Source organism: Lederbergia citrea (genome assembly GCF_018343525.1).
Lineage (GTDB): Bacteria > Bacillota > Bacilli > Bacillales > Bacillaceae_C > Lederbergia > Lederbergia citrea.
The window spans coordinates 1,087,332-1,102,093 of record NZ_JAGYPH010000001.1; the positions used below are offsets into that span (position 1 = coordinate 1,087,332).

A 14,762-nucleotide genomic window follows, 5' to 3' on the forward strand; every position below is an offset into this window, starting at 1 on the left:
TGCTTAAGTACAATTTTTCACAAACTTACTTTTAAAAGGCTGTAGAAACAGCCTTACATTAATCTACTAAAATGCCTAATATTTTTTATGTTCCTTATATATGAGATTTTATTACTAAACAATCTTTGCATAAATGAAAGAAAATAATCATCTCACCTAATTGAAAATCCACAACCGAAATAAGTGACCGTTCCCCAGGGTCTTGTGTAGCTGTGGCAATGTATTTCATTTCTTGGTTGCAAATTGGACATTCTAAATCTTCAGGAAATTCATCATAGAAAGGAGCACCCAAAAGTCGGCATAAATATTCCGAACCAAATAAATCAAATGCTGTATCATAATTATCTTCATTAATTGGAGTATCTTCGGCTTTCATTTCAATTAGCTTTACATTTGCCTTTGGAAGTCGTACAGGTAGCCTATCTTCCTCATCTTGAAGCCAATCTTTTGTATTTTCCTGACTTATTACTTGAATGAATTTACCCCCATTACTTAACTGAAAATATTGGGGCTCCCACACCATTGAACAGTTCAAGCAAGAAACCAAAGGTAAAATATTTAGTTCTTCAGCTTTTATTTCGGATAGCCTTACATCTTTCAAATCAAAACAAAATATTAGATGCATCTTCTCCGCGCATAATTTACAAACAGGCAAATCACAATCTTGTCCACCAAAATAATGATTATATTCATCGTTTCCTTCTATTACCCTGTACCCTTTTATACCTTTCCAGTGTTTCCCATAAGGTTTCTTTGTCATTTAAAATACTCGCTTTAAGTCAGATAAATTCAAAACATAATAAATTTCAATATTCCATTAATTAATTCCTTCTTGTGTTTACCTGACTTGATAGTCGAATAAGAAAATGGCTGCCGCAGCAACCCCATTGTTCAACATAAGCACCCGTTTGTTTAAGTACATTTGTTCACAATCTTTGCATTGAATAAAAAAAGCTGCCACAATGACAGCCAGTTCTAATTTATGGAGTTTAATTCTAATTAGATGAAATGCCCTTCCCACCTTTAGTTATTAAGGTAATGATTTTTTCCATACCAGTAATAATTGGTTTCGCACGACTTATTAATGTTTGGGTAGCTTCAAGACTTAGAGACGCTTGATGGGCATCTTCATTAGCCCACACTTCATAAACATAAACAGAACTTGGTTCATTCTCAGAAATATTCACAAGATATATTTCACATTCATCCAGATTCTTCATTGATTCTGCCGCTTCTAACAGAATATCAACCATTTTTTCTTTTTGGCCTTCTTGTACCATAAACTTGTTAAATAAACTAAATTTGCTCATACCATCCTCCTTAATTTTGTCATCTATTAAGTATTTCTATATCTAGACACGCTTCTCCTATTATTCCCATAAATAAAAATAATGAAAGCTTCTTGAGCTAACCTGCCCGTTAGTTGAATAACTTCAACAAAAAGAGCGCTAATCCTTCTTCGATTAACGCACCCTTTAGTTTAAAAAAGCATTGCCAGCCATAGTGGAAAACATAACAGTCAATAAAACTCCAAGAATACAACAAATAATACCTATTATAGCTTTTCCTTTTTGTTTGGAACGATTTACTTCTTTTAACCCTAAAAATCCATAAATTAGTCCAATAATACCAAGTATTAGACCTAAAGCCACAAGAGAAGTAATAATTGAAAGAATACCAAGAAACAGTGATATAATACATTTTTTATTATTCTTGAAATCAATATCATTTGAAACATCTACATTGCCCATTTTGACCCCCCTTTGTTCTTTCTAATCCTTTTTCAACATTCGTTACCTCGGAAGTTCAGTATGTGAATAACATTTTATTAAACAATCCTTTCCCTTTAGTGAATTCAACAAGAAAGGATGTTTATCCTTCTTTTACCTTATTCAACTAACCTGCTTCTTTAGTTCAATAAGTTCAACAAAAAGGCGTTAATCCTTCCTGGATCAACGCCCCCGATTGGTGAACAAAGGCTATGGCTATACATATCATTTGAACACATCAAAAACTTTGTTTTCTCCATCTTCATACTGGCAAATAACGATTTGTAGGTTTTTCATATTCCAGTCTTTAGAGCGTAGATAGATAAACGAATTATCCATTTCTACAATTTTGTCACCCGCAAGATAATGTAAATCGAAATATTTATCGTATTCCTCGTTGTAACCAGGTGTCTCGATCGTTATGGGACTAAATAAGTTTGATGGCTGTTGTGTGGTTTTTTTGATTACTCTCGTACTAATATAGTATTGATAAGTATATATATACTCATTAGACATATCATCATTCCCAATAAAGATGGTCTTACCATCTTGTGAAACAGATGCCAATATCATTGGAAGGTCATATGACTTAATTTGTTCATATGAAATCCGATTCGTAACTATCGAGTCTTGCATATTATATACGACTACACCAAATGTACCCTGCATTACCACTATGTTGTTATCGGCATATAAAAGTCTGGGCATTTCGGGACCGATATTCATTTTTTCAATGTCAGAAATGTCTACCGCTAATTCTTCACCCTCGGGTAAGGTGAAATTTTCATTATCAGAACGGTGTATAGGATGTTCGTTGTCTTGACCCACCAGTGTAATTGCATCGGGATCATTTGCTTGGCAAGCCGCTAATAATAAGAACAGTGATATAAAAATGATAGCTAATTTCTTCAAAAAGTCGCCTCCTTGAATTGTTAGACGTGAAGAAAGTGTATATTGTTTCAAATCATTCCTTATTCAACTAAACTGCCCGTTAGTGACATAAGGATTTTTAAACAACATTATTATTTTTAAACAATATTATTATTTTTTAATGACTTTATTGTAAATTAAACAACTTTATTATCTCTGTACAGTATCGTCAGGAAAATGCGGATTTACAACGTTAAGGAAGTTTCAATATAAAAAACCTAATTTCTCAGCATTATATGAGAAATTAGGTTTTTTAATCAGTAGAAAAAGACTTATAAGTATTTATCACTAATCACTTTCAAATGGTGTAACTCATGCCCGGCAATGCCATATGCAATGGTACCTATCGAAACTGGGCTGTTCATTACAGTTCCATTACGATCCCATGCTGCATCATCAATAGTTGAAATAAGACTTAACGTGTTGGAGCGTACCGTGTCTAAACCAGCTATTAGCTGCTCCCAAGATAATTTGTTGAAGTTTGCCGCAGAAACGTATTGATCCTGATCCATTGCTGGGAGTGGCGCACTTTCATTTCGTGCAATGGCAAGCATTCGATACGACATCACACGTTCCGAGTCGGCCATATGCCCAATCACTTCTTTTAAAGTCCATTTCCCTGGTGCGTACGCCTTCCTTGCTGACTCCTCTGATATGCTGCTCAAGAGGGTAATGGTCTTAGTTCGTTGCTTACTAAGTATTTCTTCAATATCTCCATCTGGCACAAGACTAACATACTTAGCATGCTCTGGATTTTCAATAGATGATGGTCGTGGACGCACAAGAATCCTCCTCATCGGAATAGTTAATTATGGTTCTAGACTATTATTCGACAGTCAAGAAGATATTTCCTTTATTTGATATTTAATTTCATTACCGCGAAATAATTGCAAATTAAACAACTTTATTACCTCTGTACAACTGATTTATGCAGTTAACATAATACACATAATAATGGATTAATACATTTTTATTCCACTACCCTGCTCCGTTACTTGAATAAGCAAAAAGCTTTACTCCTTATTGAAGTAAAGCACCCGTTAGTTTAATAACTCGTTAATAGATTTTGCTGAATTTTTTGAAATGTATAGATAGTATTAGTATCATTTAAATTCATTATCGTTCCATATTCTTCACTTAACCAAAGAAAAAATGATTCATCTTCAAGTTCAACTTTATACTCAGGGTTAGCCATATTCACTATGCCAGGTTCCTTTTTAGCATTGTTAAAGGCCTTTATAAAATCTTTAACGGTTTTTTAGTCTGTAAATGTGATCAACGAATCCTCTTCAACAGATGAAAAGTTCTTCATTTGGTAAAACTTTACCTTCGCCTTTTCTTCTGGAATATTCGGTTTTGAATTATTACAACCTGTAACTATAAATAAAAATATTGCAATCAAACTAATTACAAACTTTTGAAATTTCATATCCAAGTCCTCCTTATCTAATCAGACTTGTATTTTTCATAAATAGTTCCATTAAATTTCTTTTTGAACTATTCTGCTCCGTTACTTCAATAAGGAATAGCCATCCTCCCTAACGAAGAATCGAACGCAGTTAGTTTAATAAAAAAAAGCCGCCAATTAGCAGCCTAATCTTAAAGTTGGGTTATCTCAGTTTTCCTTCCAATAGTCAATCAGGTACTCGACTTGTTTTTTGTCAACTATGTTTACAGCGAAGTAAATGATATCCTTATATTTCATTTTTCTAATTGGATTTTTTACAACATTGTGCATTTCTCTAAAAACCATTATATCCGGTATTGTAAAGGCAACTAAGATAATCGACTTTTTACCATTTATGCCCCAGGTACCTCTTGTCCCTATAACAAGAGGTACCGGGCTTTTCTTACCTTTTAGATAATTGTAAACCCACTCTTGTTCGCTTAAGGTTTTTCCACTCATATAGTTAGACCCACCCTTATTTGAACGGTTCTTCAATATCTGTTTGCCAGCTAACTGATTAATTTATGCGCTTTTCACTCATAAGTTCGCTAACCGTACCGAGTTTGTATCCCTTTGCTTTAATATCCGTTATCATGGTCTCCATCCCTTCAGCCGTAGGCTTTGTAGGATGCATTAGAATCATTGAGCCATTTTCTACCTTCGACACAACCCTTCTAACCATTTCCGATGTTGCAGGCTTTCTCCAATCGACCGTATCGACTGTCCATAGAATCGTTTTCATATCAAGTCGGTTAGCTACTTGAATCGTTACCTGATTAAAACTTCCACTTGGTGGGGCAAACCACTTTGGTGTTAGACCAAGGGTTCCCTTAATGACATCATTGGTCTTTTTCAATTCTTCCATAGTTTCAGGCTCAGAACGCTGTTGGAGATTAGGATGACTATAAGCATGGTTGCCGATTTCATGACCAGCATCCTTAATCGTCTTAGCTAGACCAGGGTTCTTTTTAACCCAACTTCCATCAAAGAAAAATGTTGCCTTAGTTTGATGGTCATTTAAAACCTTGAGAATTTTTGGGATGTATTCGTTACCCCAGGCGACATTGATTAAAAAAGCCACCATAGGTTTTTGCGGATTACCCCTATAAATCGGTTCGGGAGCTAAATCTTCCAAATGGACACTAGGCGGTATTTCTTTATAGATAACCTTGTTTTTATCAAATTCACCACTTATCTTCATTTTTTTATAACTGGCTTTCATATTCACCCGCAACCCATTGTAACCCGGTATTGCTTTCCATACTCTATCGACTTTTGCATCAATCGGTTCAATTTTAAACTGTTCGTTGTATGCCTCAATTTTTTTGTATAGAACATCTTTATTAACTTCCGAGGAATTGACATCTCTATTATTAGGCTCTGTAGGCATAGATTTATGCGGGGGGATAGAGAACCCTGATGTCAACACTAACATACTTGAAAGCAATGAAAGACGCTTTAGATATTGTCTGATTTGAAATCCCTCACTTTTATATTTTGATGATAGTAGGTTTCTCATTGGCTTAGGAAACTATGCTGCATGAAGTTATAAGACAATAGCAAATCCTATACATTCCCTGACTTCATTACCATAAACAACTTTCCAAGACTTTTTCTATAAACCCAATATTAATAATTAGAATGAAGCAACAATTAAAAACCAAAAAATGAAGCTACCCCAATAGAAACCCATTTATACTCCCCTAAATATATCTGATAATTTATATTCCGGAAAAAATACAAATTCCTTCTTCAACTAAACTGCCCGTTAGTAAAAAAGCGTCTCTACTTATTGTAGAAACGCACCCATTAGTTGAATAAGTTTACTATTCAAATTCGAGTAAGTCCGAAATAAATCTATTTATATTTCCTTTTAAGATCACGCCGTGTCCCGTACATAAATATTCAGCATCAAATTTGTTAATAGCCTCTAAACCTTCGATAAATAAATTAAAATTATGTTGTCTTTTCATTTAGAGAAGTGAGAGAATGGAAAGTGTTGGTGTTTACAGTTAGGAAGCTAATCGAATAAAGAGTGGAAAATCCTGTGGATTTATGGAGTGATAATAATAACTTAAAAACATTGAAAGTCACAATCATCCAGTATTGACAAGGGGTTGGAGGCATGTTAAATAAAGAAAAGAAGCGAAATCCAATTGGATCAATGCCGGGACTTGGATTGGATTTGGAACAAACGAAACAAACATTTACTGAATAGATATTGCTTCGTGCCCGTTTTTTCGCATAAAAAAAACCGAAGAAATGCCAGGTTAGAACCATAATAACCTTGGAATGGTGGAAACTTTTTTTCTAAAGAACGTTATATTTTTTTATAGAAACACCTATGATTTATTTTTTTCTAAATCTTTAATTTGTTTTTTCATTTCTTTAAGTTCAGACCTTAAATTCTGAACTTGCTTTGAAGTGTCAATTCCCAATCGAACAGCATACGTAATGATAAGAAACAGAAGAATTAAACCAAAAAATCCATAAAAATATATCTCCATCCTTTGTCCTCCCAATATTTGTTACTTTTAACAATACCATAAAGGAGAAAAAACGGGTGATGTTTTAAGTTGTTCTATTTTCATTAACCTGCTTCGTTAGCCCAATTAGAAGTTCAACTAAACAATTCTATATCCTTATTGGAGTAAATCACACACACTTTACCTTAATAAGCATTTGCGAATGCTATCATTGCTATACTCCACATAATAAGAGTAAAAGATAAAGTTAGCCATGCTTTATTAACAGTAGTTTTTTCTTCAATCTTTATCTTTTTCAAGATAGATACTAAATTCAAACAAAATATAACGCACAAGATAGGCATTAAATACAATCCTATATAACTAAAAACAATAATCATATCTTCCATTTTTTCTCCCCCTCGTATAGTAAAACATCATTCTACAATCTTTCCGATTTTTCCTTCTACATGAAACCAGCTTTTCTAGTGGGGGTTCACTTTTCAACTATCACTTTACCTTCATTATCCATTATTTTGTAATGAAGAATGTCAATCCTTTCATAGACATTCTGTGGTAACTTTTCATATAAAATATTATTTTTGGTTAAATTGACACTTGACGAGCATATAATCTTTCCATTTTGATCTTCAAAAGAATATTCTACTATTGAAGCGTCAGGGTAGCTAAAAACCCATCCCCATAGAGCACTAAAAGAACTATTTCCGACCGAAGAAACGCTTAAAATTACATGCTTACTCGATAAATCTATCCCTTGGGCGTATTCTCCATTAGATTCATATTTATACCGCGAATTTTTCAAAGTAAAAGTATTTAAGCTCAATAATGATTGTCCTAAATAATTCCTGTGTAAAAATATTACAACTTTTTCATTATCATCTTGAAATAAAATTTCAACATTTTCATAACCATTCTCTTCAATTACATCAATTAGTGTTGTTGAAGAACATCCTCCTAAAATCATAAACAAAATTAGTGGGTAAATTAGTTTCATACAAGCCCCCCTTTTTATTGATAACTAGTTAATTTATTCTGTTTCCTTAATAAAAATGCCTGCCCTATTGAAACAAACCTAAAAAGTTAGTCACATATTTTTTATTGATCATTTAATCTGAATAGTTCTTCAGTAACGTTAATACTAAAAAAGGTAAAATAATAATGGATAGGAAACTGAAAAATTATGAGAAGGTTCTTATTGATCTTCTCAACTATTTTTACATTTATCGCCCTTACTGGTTTCGATAGAACGAACCAAATAAATATATCTAATATTGAAACAACTATTATTAAGGCTGAAAATGTTCTCCCTGCCGGATATTTACCAAAAGAAAAAGGTGATCCAACTCGATCACCTTGTTTAATGAAAGCACACGTTAGCAAAATAGGAATTAAATATCTTGGCAACGATTTACAAAAAATCGTCCATAATTTTATTCAACCGATTGGCTACCCATTCGATGTCATAACCTACTTCGTTACGTATTACGGTATTATATATTTCTTCTAATCCTATCCGAAGCATATAGCAATAAATTTTTTCTTTTGTTTCATTATTTGTAATATGTTTAGTTGTTATTTCCTTAATGAGTGGTTGCAGCTTTTCTTCGTTCCAGAAAAGGAAATTTGCTTTATCATATAAATGGTCTCCATACATTGCCAAAGTCCAATCAATGATGCCTGTGATTAAATTATCCTTTGCCAATAAATTAAATGAGCCCAAATCTCCGTGGATAATATTTTTACTGCTAAAATTGATACTCTTTACATGAGTTTTTAACTCTTTAATTGCTTTTTCTACAACTTCTGAATCCAATCCTTTCTCTTCTAATGAATCCCAATTATAAATGTCGTTATTGTAAACTCCCTCTACAAAATCTAACCAAGTGGGAAAGGAAGCATTACCTGTACTGTCAAAATAACCATATCCTTGTTTATCATCAAGCACATCAATTGACTCCAAAGTTTCTAAGGTGTTTAAAACAGCAGGAACAATATCGAGTAATTGTTGGCTATTAAGGTCAAACAATTTATCACCTTCGATATATTTGGATATAGAATAAGCTACCCCATCATCCGTCTGGTGAACTTCCAATACTTCACGAACAGGTAATATTCCATTGAACTTTCTATCAATGAAACTTTGTTTTTTATAGCTTTCAAGATTATTACCTACTTGAAAAATAAAACGTTGTTCCTTTACTTCAAATAGGTAAGTTTGTGAAACCAAACCACCATTAAGTTCTTTAACATTGATCGCATCTGGGTAATGCGTTTTTAACAGAGACATGGTTTCTTTAAAAGATAATTTTTTAGTCATTACAGACTCTCCTTTAAAATAGATTTTTCCTAACAACAATTCATCTAAGGAGAGATTATAAATTTGGCTTAAAGTAATTATGGAATCAATATCAGGGAAATATTTCCCTACTTCCCAATTGGATAATGTTTGTCTAGTAATATGCATTTTTTCGGCGACTTGCTCTTGTGTAAAACCTGTTTTTTTTCTTCTGAGCTTTAACTTTTCACCAATATTCATCACCATCTTCTCCTTAAATAAATTATCTCACTTATATAAGAAAAATCTAGCAAGGATTCCTTGCTTTAAGAAAGTCTCTTATCCAACAAACCTGCCCCGTTAATTCAATATCTATATTTCAATACCAACATAATATTCCGAAAATAATTTTGGGTTTTTTGGATAAGAAAAGACGATCAATTAATAATCGCCTTGTTGAACAATCGCACCAGTTAGTACAATAAGAAAAATGACTGCCGCAACAATCTTGCCCTTAAACATAAGCACACATTAGCTGAAGTGCGGATAAATTTTCATAATAGCCCATACCGTAATTACGACCCAAATCAATATTATTATTAAAGCGCCTTTCCAATTCTTCGGCTTACCATTTCTCATTAGTTCTTCTGCCTTTACCTCACAGTCAGATAATACATCTTTTCGTATCATCTTCAATGCCAACATTATCCCTAACGGAAGAAGAATTACCTCATCTAAATAGCCAAGAATAGGAATGAAATCTGGTATGAGGTCAATCGGACTGAATGCATAAGCGACAATACTTGCAGCAAATACTTTTGCATACCAAGGTACTCGGTGATCTTTACAAGCATAATAAAGAATAAATATCTGTCGTTTTAAATTTTTCGCCCAAGCCTTAATTTTTTTAAACATTTTATCTCCTAAAACCATTTAAGATTTTGCTTTTATTATTACAAAAGGAATTTTGTTTATTGAACTAGCCTTCCCCTTTAGTTCAATAATCGAGTGAGCTATCATCACTATAAATCCTTCAAATATCGATTTGTTGATAGCGTTAAGAAATATTAATTTACTTCAACCATTTTTACTTTCAAGGTAAAAGTTGGACATATTATCCGTAGGAGGTGATAAGGTGGCTGACAAAAAGAAAACTTCAAAGCACGTAGAAAGATACAGTAAATTAGATAGATACAAAAACGATCGACATAACGATAATGCTAGGGAAGCGGCGGCTGGTGAACCAGAAACTCCAAGAATTAATACAGATAATCTTTAAAGTAAGTTTATTGTTCAAACACTTGAAATAGCATACCGAATAACAAACTAATACTACACCTATTAACGCTTGGGTTTAGATCCAAGCGTTAATAATTCTAAAATGCTTTTATTTCACTCTAGAACCAGTGTTCAAGAAGAAGCATCTAATTTCCGCAGGAATTTCTGAACTATTTTTAAAAATGCCCTGTTGTCTGGTTTGTAAAGGTTATGCCCCTAACCAGAAATAGTAGTTACTGTTATATTACTAAGGTTATCCCTGATTTTCCCAATTAATATAATTACGGCTCACAGTTTAAGACGGCTAAATAAAATTGAATTGTCTTCCAATAAAATTGGCTTGGACAGGTGCTAATTTTAATTCCCTTGACCAAACTGAAAGTTGACCAATATGGTGAATTTCGTGTGCGATAATATGTTTTAAAATTTCATCTTTTTTATACTTATCTTTATCCCAAGGCACACTTACAAACTCATCCTTTAAAGTATAAAATTCCGTTTTCAAAAAATTCGTAATTTCATTTCTAAGTTCATCTGAAAGCAATTTAACCTTCTCAAGGGTATCATAATCACTGAATTTAAATACTATATCTTCTTTTCCTTGAATTCCTCGCACCCAGCTATATTCCACTTCGGTAATGTGAAAAAGAGTGTATAAAATACTTCCTACACCCCCAATACGTTTTTTATTTAACTGCTCTGTAGTTATTTGCTTGCACCAATCGAACCATTCGTCTCTTATCTGCCAATTGTACTCAAAAAACTTTCTCATTTTAAACTCTCCCAAAAGTATTTTGAATCTATTATAAAAATTGGCTATATAACCATTAAACTCCTGCTTTTTGGAAGGGTTATTCTTATTCAACTATTCAAGGATTGCACCAGTTAGCTTAACAAGATTTTTTCTTTTTTCCAGCTTATCACTTAATTTTTTAAGGTTTTCTAATTCAATATTAGCTTCCTCCTGTTTTGACATATACGACACCTCTTTAATAAAAGTGGAAATCAGTACATGCCCTTTCTAACCTAAATATACCCTATACTATTTCAAGTTTTCGTATTTTTTTATGTTTATCTATCTTTAAATGAAAAGTAATTATTTAAAAATACAATAATAAAAAGAAAAGGCAGCCATATAAATGGCTGTCTCAACTCTTGATACATAAGGATTCTTTACTTCATTTGTTTGTTCATCGCACTCATCATTTGATTGATTTTCTTTTGGGACGGTTTCATTCCCATTTGCATCATCATCATTTTTAACATTTGTTCATTGATTGGTGGATTTTTCTTTAGATAATTCATCATATATTTACGGGCAATGAAAAATCCAAGCGCCACTCCAGCTAATAGCGCTAGAAAGCCCGTTAACCATATTTGCCACATTTGTATTTCCTCCTTCAAGTTGTCTACACTTCAGTTTACTAAATCCTTGTATATTATACAATAATCGACGATTATTTCATACGAATTTTCTTTCTTTTAGGGGTTTTAACCATCCATACCGATTATTTTCGAAGTCCATTGCTAAAAAGCGACCATCGAATTTTCGTAGCACTTCGAAAAATAGTGTTTCACATGCTAAACCGCCCCATGCTTTTAACTGCAAACTCCGTTCTCCTATACTTAACTGTGCCCCTTCACGGCCATCTGCGCTTTCTGTCCAATAGATCTTCCCTTTAATATAAAATTCTTTTTTCTGGACTGAGTGAGAAAGATGTTTATGAAGATCTAAATATGGCAATGGTCTGGTGATATATTGTACTTGTTTTTGAACAATATTTTGCAGTTCTCCTTGGTCATTCGCAGAAAACAATTCCATAAATTTACTTTCACGCCCATAAAAGTACTCGGCAATTTCATCCTCTATTAAATAAATGAAATAGATTCTCATGGTAAACATCACTCCTCAGCCAGGCTTTCTAATATTATAGACGAGGTATCTTAAAATTTTTGTCTAATTCTGTAATTAATATTCTGTTAATATAAATATGTCAGAAAACATTCTTATTTAATATTTCTTTACATAATTCATTTTTCCTGCATTTTTTTTCAAAGAAAAAAGAGAGGAATTTACTCCTCTCTTCTTGTCACTATTATTTTTGTATTAAAGCTTCTACTTTTGCTACAACATTATCAACTGTAAATCCATATTCTTCAATAACTTTTCCACCTGGTGCGGAAGCCCCAAAGCGATCAATCGCTAAGACTTCACCTTCATCTCCAGTATATCTTTCCCATCCAAAAGAGGAGCCCATTTCAATGGCTAAACGCTTTTTCGTAGTTGGCGAAAGAACAGAATCTTTGTATTCTTTTGTTTGCTCTTCAAAGCGATCCCATGATGGCATGCTCACAACTGAGACATGAATGTCTTTCTCTGCAAGCGCTTTTTGCGCTTCTACTGCAAGACTTACTTCTGAACCTGTAGCAAGCAATAGGGCGTCTGCATCATTTTTAGCAGGTGAAACAATGTATGCACCTTTTTCAACACCTTGCTGTGCATTTTCAGCAGTTGCTGGTAATGTAGGCAAGTTTTGTCGTGTTAAAATAAGGGCTGTTGGTTTATGCTTAGACTCGACAGCCAGGCGCCATGCTGCTGTAGTTTCATTAGCATCTGCGGGTCTAATAATTGAAAGACCAGGCATTGCACGCAATGAAGCAAGCTGCTCTACAGGCTCATGAGTTGGTCCATCTTCTCCAACAGCAATGCTGTCATGAGTAAATACATAAGTAACAGGTAATTCCATTAAGGATGCAAGACGAATAGCTGGACGTAAATAATCAGAGAAGACGAAGAAAGTTCCGCCAAATATTTTAAGTCCTCCATGAAGTGCAATACCATTCATAGCTGCACCCATGCCAAATTCCCTTACACCAAACCAGATATTTTTCCCGGAATAATTGTCATGATTGTAATCCGTTTCACCTTTAATCATCGTATTATTTGAACCAGCTAAGTCAGCAGCTCCTCCGATGAGAGAAGGTAAATTTTTAGCAATTGCATTCATGGCTTCCCCACTAGATGCTCTTGTTGCAAGGCTTTTACCTTCTTCATATACAGGAATATCCTTATCCCAGCCTTCTGGTAAATTGCCGGCAATTGCTTGTTCAAGCTGATTTGCAAGCTCTGGATGATCTTGCTTATATTTTGAGAAGAGGCTTTCCCATTCTGATTCTTTTTGTGTACCATTTTGTATTGTTGTATTTTCAAATACTTCATAAACTTCAGATGGTACGTAAAAATCTTCTTCATATGTCCATTTATAATAATCTTTCGTTAGCTTCATTTCTGCTTCGCCCAATGGAGCTCCATGTACGGCTGATTTACCTGATTTATTTGGAGAGCCATAACCGATGACTGTTTTCACTTCGATTAAACTCGGTTTTGATGTCTCAGCTTTTGCGGCTTCGATCGCTTTGGAGATTTCCTCCATATCATTTCCATCCTCAACTCTAACATAATGCCAGCCGTATGCTTTAAAGCGTTCCGCTACACTTTCTGAGAATGATTTATCCAATTCCCCGTCAAGTGTTATATCATTAGAATCGTATAACATGATCATTTTACCTAGTTGTAGATGCCCTGCTAAAGAAGCTGCTTCAGAGGCCACACCCTCCATTAAATCTCCATCACCACATAATGCATATGTATAATGGTCAATAACATTATAACCATCTTTATTATATACTCCCGCCAAATGACGCTCTGCCATGGCCATTCCAACAGCCATTCCGATACCTTGGCCAAGTGGTCCAGTTGTTGCTTCTACTCCAGGTGTATACCCATACTCAGGATGTCCTGGTGTTCTGCTTCCCCATTGTCGGAAGTTTTTAATATCATTCATTTCTACTCCATATCCTGATAAATGAAGCAAGCTGTAAAGAAGCATAGATCCATGCCCAGCAGAAAGGACAAATCTGTCACGGTTAAACCATGCAGGATTTTTAGGATTATGGTTCATGAATCGAGTCCATAAAGCGTATGCCATAGGAGCTGCCCCCATTGGCAATCCAGGATGCCCCGATTTGGCTTTTTCAATCGCATCGATGGAAAGGGTTCTAATAGTATTTACCGCTAATTGATCGACCTGATTAAACATTAACAACAACCTTTCTTTCTTGAATTTTATCTCTTCTATCATAAAGATAATTTGTTGAATAAACAACTTTATTTAAAGGAAGTGAGAAGTGATTGAAAAAACGATAGCCTGAAAATTCCATTTTCGCGTTTAGCACCACCCCTGACCGCACCGACTTCCGCTTTTACTTTTTCAGTGCAATTTTTTATTCGTTTGTATTTTCCTTACTTTATCTGGTGTAACTTCCTCACCTTCTGAATCATAAATCCTTACATTTTCAATTGTTTGCTTCATAGAAGAACGAAAGGTTCGCAAATATTCCGCACGAAGACTTGATTGTTCTTTTGCTTCTTCCTGTGTAAGTCCAAGCTCCTTTGCCTTTTTAGCCAGTTCGTTGATTCTTGCAAGTTTTTCTTTTGGCAGCATCTAAAAAACTCCTTTGGTTTATTCCCTTAGAGTTCGGGACTTTATGCCATAATACAAAAAAAAAGGCCAGAT

Annotated in this window: 20 protein-coding genes and 1 pseudogene; 1 reads left to right on the top strand and 20 read right to left on the bottom strand. The window is 34.1% G+C overall.

Annotated features, from left to right (window positions below; translation table 11 throughout):
* Positions 1 to 94 precede the first annotated feature (94 nt).
* The 15 genes and pseudogenes from KHA88_RS05650 to KHA88_RS05715 all read right to left on the bottom strand — a co-directional run bounded on the left by KHA88_RS05650 (position 95) and on the right by KHA88_RS05715 (position 9,822).
* A complete protein-coding gene (locus KHA88_RS05650) occupies positions 95 to 760 on the bottom strand; it encodes a hypothetical protein (protein ID WP_213107136.1) in 666 nt (221 codons plus the stop codon).
* Between the two features lie 78 nt (positions 761 to 838).
* Positions 839 to 1,021 (bottom strand): hypothetical protein, encoded by a 183-nt coding sequence (locus KHA88_RS05655; RefSeq protein ID WP_213107137.1) that lies wholly within the window; start codon positions 1,019 to 1,021, stop codon positions 839 to 841.
* Entirely contained in the window at positions 996 to 1,310 is a 315-nt protein-coding gene (locus KHA88_RS05660) for a putative quinol monooxygenase (RefSeq protein WP_213107138.1), read from the bottom strand. Before KHA88_RS05660 ends, KHA88_RS05655 begins: the two co-directional genes overlap by 26 nt.
* A 165-nt stretch (positions 1,311 to 1,475) precedes the next feature.
* Complete coding sequence (locus KHA88_RS05665) at positions 1,476 to 1,751, bottom strand: DUF4190 domain-containing protein (protein ID WP_213107139.1); 276 nt, start codon at positions 1,749 to 1,751, stop codon at positions 1,476 to 1,478.
* 243 nt (positions 1,752 to 1,994) lie between these two features.
* Complete coding sequence (locus tag KHA88_RS05670) at positions 1,995 to 2,681, bottom strand: hypothetical protein (RefSeq protein WP_213121538.1); 687 nt, start codon at positions 2,679 to 2,681, stop codon at positions 1,995 to 1,997.
* A gap of 290 nt (positions 2,682 to 2,971) precedes the next feature.
* Positions 2,972 to 3,481, bottom strand: a complete 510-nt coding sequence (locus tag KHA88_RS05675; protein WP_213107142.1) for a DinB family protein — start codon at positions 3,479 to 3,481, stop codon at positions 2,972 to 2,974.
* A 263-nt stretch (positions 3,482 to 3,744) separates the two neighbouring features.
* Positions 3,745 to 3,945 (bottom strand): annotated as a pseudogene (locus KHA88_RS21530) (YhfM domain-containing protein); the annotation flags it as partial.
* A 12-nt stretch (positions 3,946 to 3,957) separates the two neighbouring features.
* Positions 3,958 to 4,128, bottom strand: coding sequence for a hypothetical protein (locus KHA88_RS05680; RefSeq protein ID WP_213107143.1), 171 nt, complete (start codon positions 4,126 to 4,128; stop codon positions 3,958 to 3,960).
* 186 nt (positions 4,129 to 4,314) lie between these two features.
* Positions 4,315 to 4,605, bottom strand: a complete 291-nt coding sequence (locus KHA88_RS05685; protein ID WP_213107144.1) for a hypothetical protein — start codon at positions 4,603 to 4,605, stop codon at positions 4,315 to 4,317.
* A gap of 58 nt (positions 4,606 to 4,663) precedes the next feature.
* On the bottom strand, positions 4,664 to 5,581 hold the full coding sequence (locus KHA88_RS05690) for a polysaccharide deacetylase family protein (protein ID WP_213107442.1): 918 nt from the start codon (positions 5,579 to 5,581) through the stop codon (positions 4,664 to 4,666).
* A 907-nt stretch (positions 5,582 to 6,488) separates the two neighbouring features.
* A complete protein-coding gene (locus KHA88_RS05695) occupies positions 6,489 to 6,653 on the bottom strand; it encodes a hypothetical protein (RefSeq protein WP_213107145.1) in 165 nt (54 codons plus the stop codon).
* A 164-nt stretch (positions 6,654 to 6,817) separates the two neighbouring features.
* A complete protein-coding gene (locus tag KHA88_RS05700) occupies positions 6,818 to 7,021 on the bottom strand; it encodes a hypothetical protein (RefSeq protein ID WP_213107146.1) in 204 nt (67 codons plus the stop codon).
* Between the two features lie 86 nt (positions 7,022 to 7,107).
* Complete coding sequence (locus KHA88_RS05705) at positions 7,108 to 7,626, bottom strand: hypothetical protein (protein WP_213107147.1); 519 nt, start codon at positions 7,624 to 7,626, stop codon at positions 7,108 to 7,110.
* A gap of 414 nt (positions 7,627 to 8,040) precedes the next feature.
* A complete protein-coding gene (locus KHA88_RS05710) occupies positions 8,041 to 9,168 on the bottom strand; it encodes a helix-turn-helix domain-containing protein (RefSeq protein WP_213096769.1) in 1,128 nt (375 codons plus the stop codon).
* A gap of 270 nt (positions 9,169 to 9,438) precedes the next feature.
* Positions 9,439 to 9,822: a YkvA family protein gene (locus KHA88_RS05715; RefSeq protein ID WP_213096768.1), complete on the bottom strand. Its 384-nt coding sequence runs from the start codon at positions 9,820 to 9,822 to the stop codon at positions 9,439 to 9,441.
* A 220-nt stretch (positions 9,823 to 10,042) separates the two neighbouring features.
* On the opposite strand from KHA88_RS05715, the gene KHA88_RS05720 reads away from it, so the two are divergent.
* Positions 10,043 to 10,186 (top strand): hypothetical protein, encoded by a 144-nt coding sequence (locus KHA88_RS05720; RefSeq protein ID WP_213096767.1) that lies wholly within the window; start codon positions 10,043 to 10,045, stop codon positions 10,184 to 10,186.
* 303 nt (positions 10,187 to 10,489) lie between these two features.
* Here the strand turns inward: KHA88_RS05720 and KHA88_RS05725 are convergent, their stop codons facing one another.
* The 5 genes from KHA88_RS05725 to KHA88_RS05745 all read right to left on the bottom strand — a co-directional run bounded on the left by KHA88_RS05725 (position 10,490) and on the right by KHA88_RS05745 (position 14,690).
* A complete protein-coding gene (locus KHA88_RS05725; protein ID WP_213096766.1) occupies positions 10,490 to 10,957 on the bottom strand; it encodes a DinB family protein in 468 nt (155 codons plus the stop codon).
* Positions 10,958 to 11,358: 401 nt separating this feature from the next.
* Positions 11,359 to 11,571, bottom strand: coding sequence for a YneF family protein (locus KHA88_RS05730; RefSeq protein ID WP_213096765.1), 213 nt, complete (start codon positions 11,569 to 11,571; stop codon positions 11,359 to 11,361).
* 76 nt (positions 11,572 to 11,647) lie between these two features.
* Positions 11,648 to 12,079 (bottom strand): sporulation inhibitor of replication protein SirA, encoded by a 432-nt coding sequence (sirA, locus tag KHA88_RS05735; RefSeq protein WP_213096764.1) that lies wholly within the window; start codon positions 12,077 to 12,079, stop codon positions 11,648 to 11,650.
* Between the two features lie 202 nt (positions 12,080 to 12,281).
* Positions 12,282 to 14,285, bottom strand: a complete 2,004-nt coding sequence (gene tkt, locus KHA88_RS05740; protein WP_213107148.1) for a transketolase — start codon at positions 14,283 to 14,285, stop codon at positions 12,282 to 12,284.
* A gap of 171 nt (positions 14,286 to 14,456) precedes the next feature.
* Positions 14,457 to 14,690, bottom strand: coding sequence for a DUF896 domain-containing protein (locus tag KHA88_RS05745; protein ID WP_213107149.1), 234 nt, complete (start codon positions 14,688 to 14,690; stop codon positions 14,457 to 14,459).
* Positions 14,691 to 14,762 lie beyond the last annotated feature (72 nt).